This window comes from Thermoflexus sp. (assembly GCF_042408365.1).
Taxonomy (GTDB): domain Bacteria; phylum Chloroflexota; class Anaerolineae; order Thermoflexales; family Thermoflexaceae; genus Thermoflexus.
This window is the reverse complement of record NZ_JBHOQJ010000038.1, coordinates 1-1,990: the sequence shown is the minus strand read 5'-3', so window position 1 is coordinate 1,990 and position 1,990 is coordinate 1. Positions and strand designations below refer to the sequence as shown.

Sequence of the window (1,990 nt, the reverse complement as noted above, 5' to 3'; positions counted from 1 at the left end):
AAATACGTTTTCCTCCCCACGGCCCCTGGGGCCGTGGGGAGATGCCATCCGCTTCCTCAGCCAAAACGGAAGGAGCAGTAGCATGCAGAGCACCCAGCTAACGTTCACTCCACTAAGAAGGGAAAAATGTTCACTATAGGTTAGGGGATGGTAATTTGTTCACAGCGACTAACTCAAAATTCTACCACTATTGTACCATCAGAGCCGTGTTTGCACAAGACAATTAACTAGATTTTAACAAGTTGTCTGGAGCGTCTGTTGACGTCTTAGGGTTTTGGCGTCGAGTGAGAAGGTGGAGCGGGCACTGAGGACATTTGCTTTTTCTCCGGGGTGTATGCAGGAATGGTCACTGCTCGGGCAGGCTTTTAGCGATATGGGGGTGAAGAGGCAGAGCGCCGGGGTAAGCCATCCGAGTCGAATCTCTGGTTTGACGAAGGCCTGCCATCGGGTTTATGGTTATTAGGAAATTCAGGATCTTCACTTCGAGTGCCTTCGATGAGGTGAATGCGATGCTGGATGTCGAACGGATCCGGCGCAATCCGGAGGAGGTCCGGACGGGGCTTCGCCATCGAGGGGAATCGCCGGAGTTGGTGGATCGTTTCCTGGAGCTGGACACGGCTTACCGGGCCGCGTTGCAGGAGGTGGAACAGTTGCGCGCAGTGCGCAACCAGGTTTCCCGGGAGATCGCGAAGATGCCTCCAGGCCCGGAACGGGAGGCCCGCATCGCCGAGATGCGGGAGCTGGGCGAACGCCTGGCTGCGGGTGAGGCGCGGCTCCGCGATCTGGAAGCGCAACGGGATGAGCTCTTGCTGCAGTTCCCCAACATCCCGCATCCGAGCGTTCCGGTAGGCCCAGACGAATCCGCTAACCGGGTGGTGCGGGTGGAGGGGGAGATCCCGGAGTTCGATTTCACGCCGCTTCCCCATTGGGAGCTGGGACCCCGCCTGGGGCTGATCGATTTCGAGCGAGGGGTCAAGCTCGCCGGCAGCCGGTTCTATGTGCTGTGGGGGTTAGGGGCCCGGTTGGAGCGGGCGCTGATCGGCTGGCTCCTGGATCTTCACACCCAGGTCCACGGTTACACGGAGGTCTATGTGCCGTTCGTGGTCAAGCGCGAAACCCTGGTCGGTGCCGGCCAGCTCCCCAAGTTCGAGGATAACCTGTATCACGACGTGGAGGATGATATCTGGCTGGTCCCCACGGCTGAGGTGCCCCTCACCAACCTGCACCGCGATGAGATCCTGGAGGCCGACCAACTGCCACTTTACTATGTGGCCTACACACCGTGTTTCCGACGGGAGCGGATGTCCGCAGGGCGGGACGTGCGGGGGATCAAGCGGGGGCATCAGTTCGATAAAGTGGAATTGTATAAGTTCACCACCCCGGAGACCTCTTATCTGGAATTGGAGAAGATGGTGGAAGATGTGGTGGACACCTGTCGGCGTCTGGGATTGCCCACCCGGGTGGTAGAGATCTGCACCGGGGATTTAGGGTTTGCCGCGGCGAAGACCTATGATGTGGAAGTTTACGCGGCTGGATGCGGCGAGTGGCTGGAGGTGAGCTCCATCAGCAACACCGAGGACTTCCAGGCCCGGCGGGCCAACCTGCGCTACCGCCCGCGCCCGGGCGCGCGCCCGCGGTATGTGCACACCCTCAACGGTTCCGGCCTGGGCCTCCCCCGCACGGTGATCGCGATTCTGGAAAACTACCAGCAGCGGGATGGCAGCATCATTGTCCCAGAGGTCCTACGCCCGTATCTCGGTGTGGAGGTCCTGCGGGGGCCGAAGGGATAGGAGCGAGGCCGTTCGAAACCCACGAGGGGCCGTCCTCTTTACTTCCTCTCGCTGCGGCCCTTGGGACCACAGAGGGGAGTTAAATGATTTTGAGGTGAGCGGGGCCGCCGAAGGCATCCTCACTCATCTCAAAATCCCTACATAGGAGTTACGCGGTGGAGTTCTTCGTGGAGTTTTTGGGGTGGAGCCGGGCGCCGAAG

1 protein-coding gene is annotated in these 1,990 nt (G+C 60.1%); it reads left to right on the top strand.

From position 1 onward, the window contains the following. Nucleotides 1–509 precede the first annotated feature (509 nt). Nucleotides 510–1,790 (top strand): serine--tRNA ligase, encoded by a 1,281-nt coding sequence (gene serS, locus ACFMO5_RS01695; protein WP_376791040.1) that lies wholly within the window; start codon nucleotides 510–512, stop codon nucleotides 1,788–1,790. The last annotated feature ends 200 nt before the right edge of the window (nucleotides 1,791–1,990 follow it).

Excerpts from the sequence above, each read along its gene's own strand:
- serS (WP_376791040.1), top strand. The coding sequence starts at position 510 with ATGCTGGATGTCGAACGGATCCGGCGCAATCCGGAGGAGGTCCGGACG.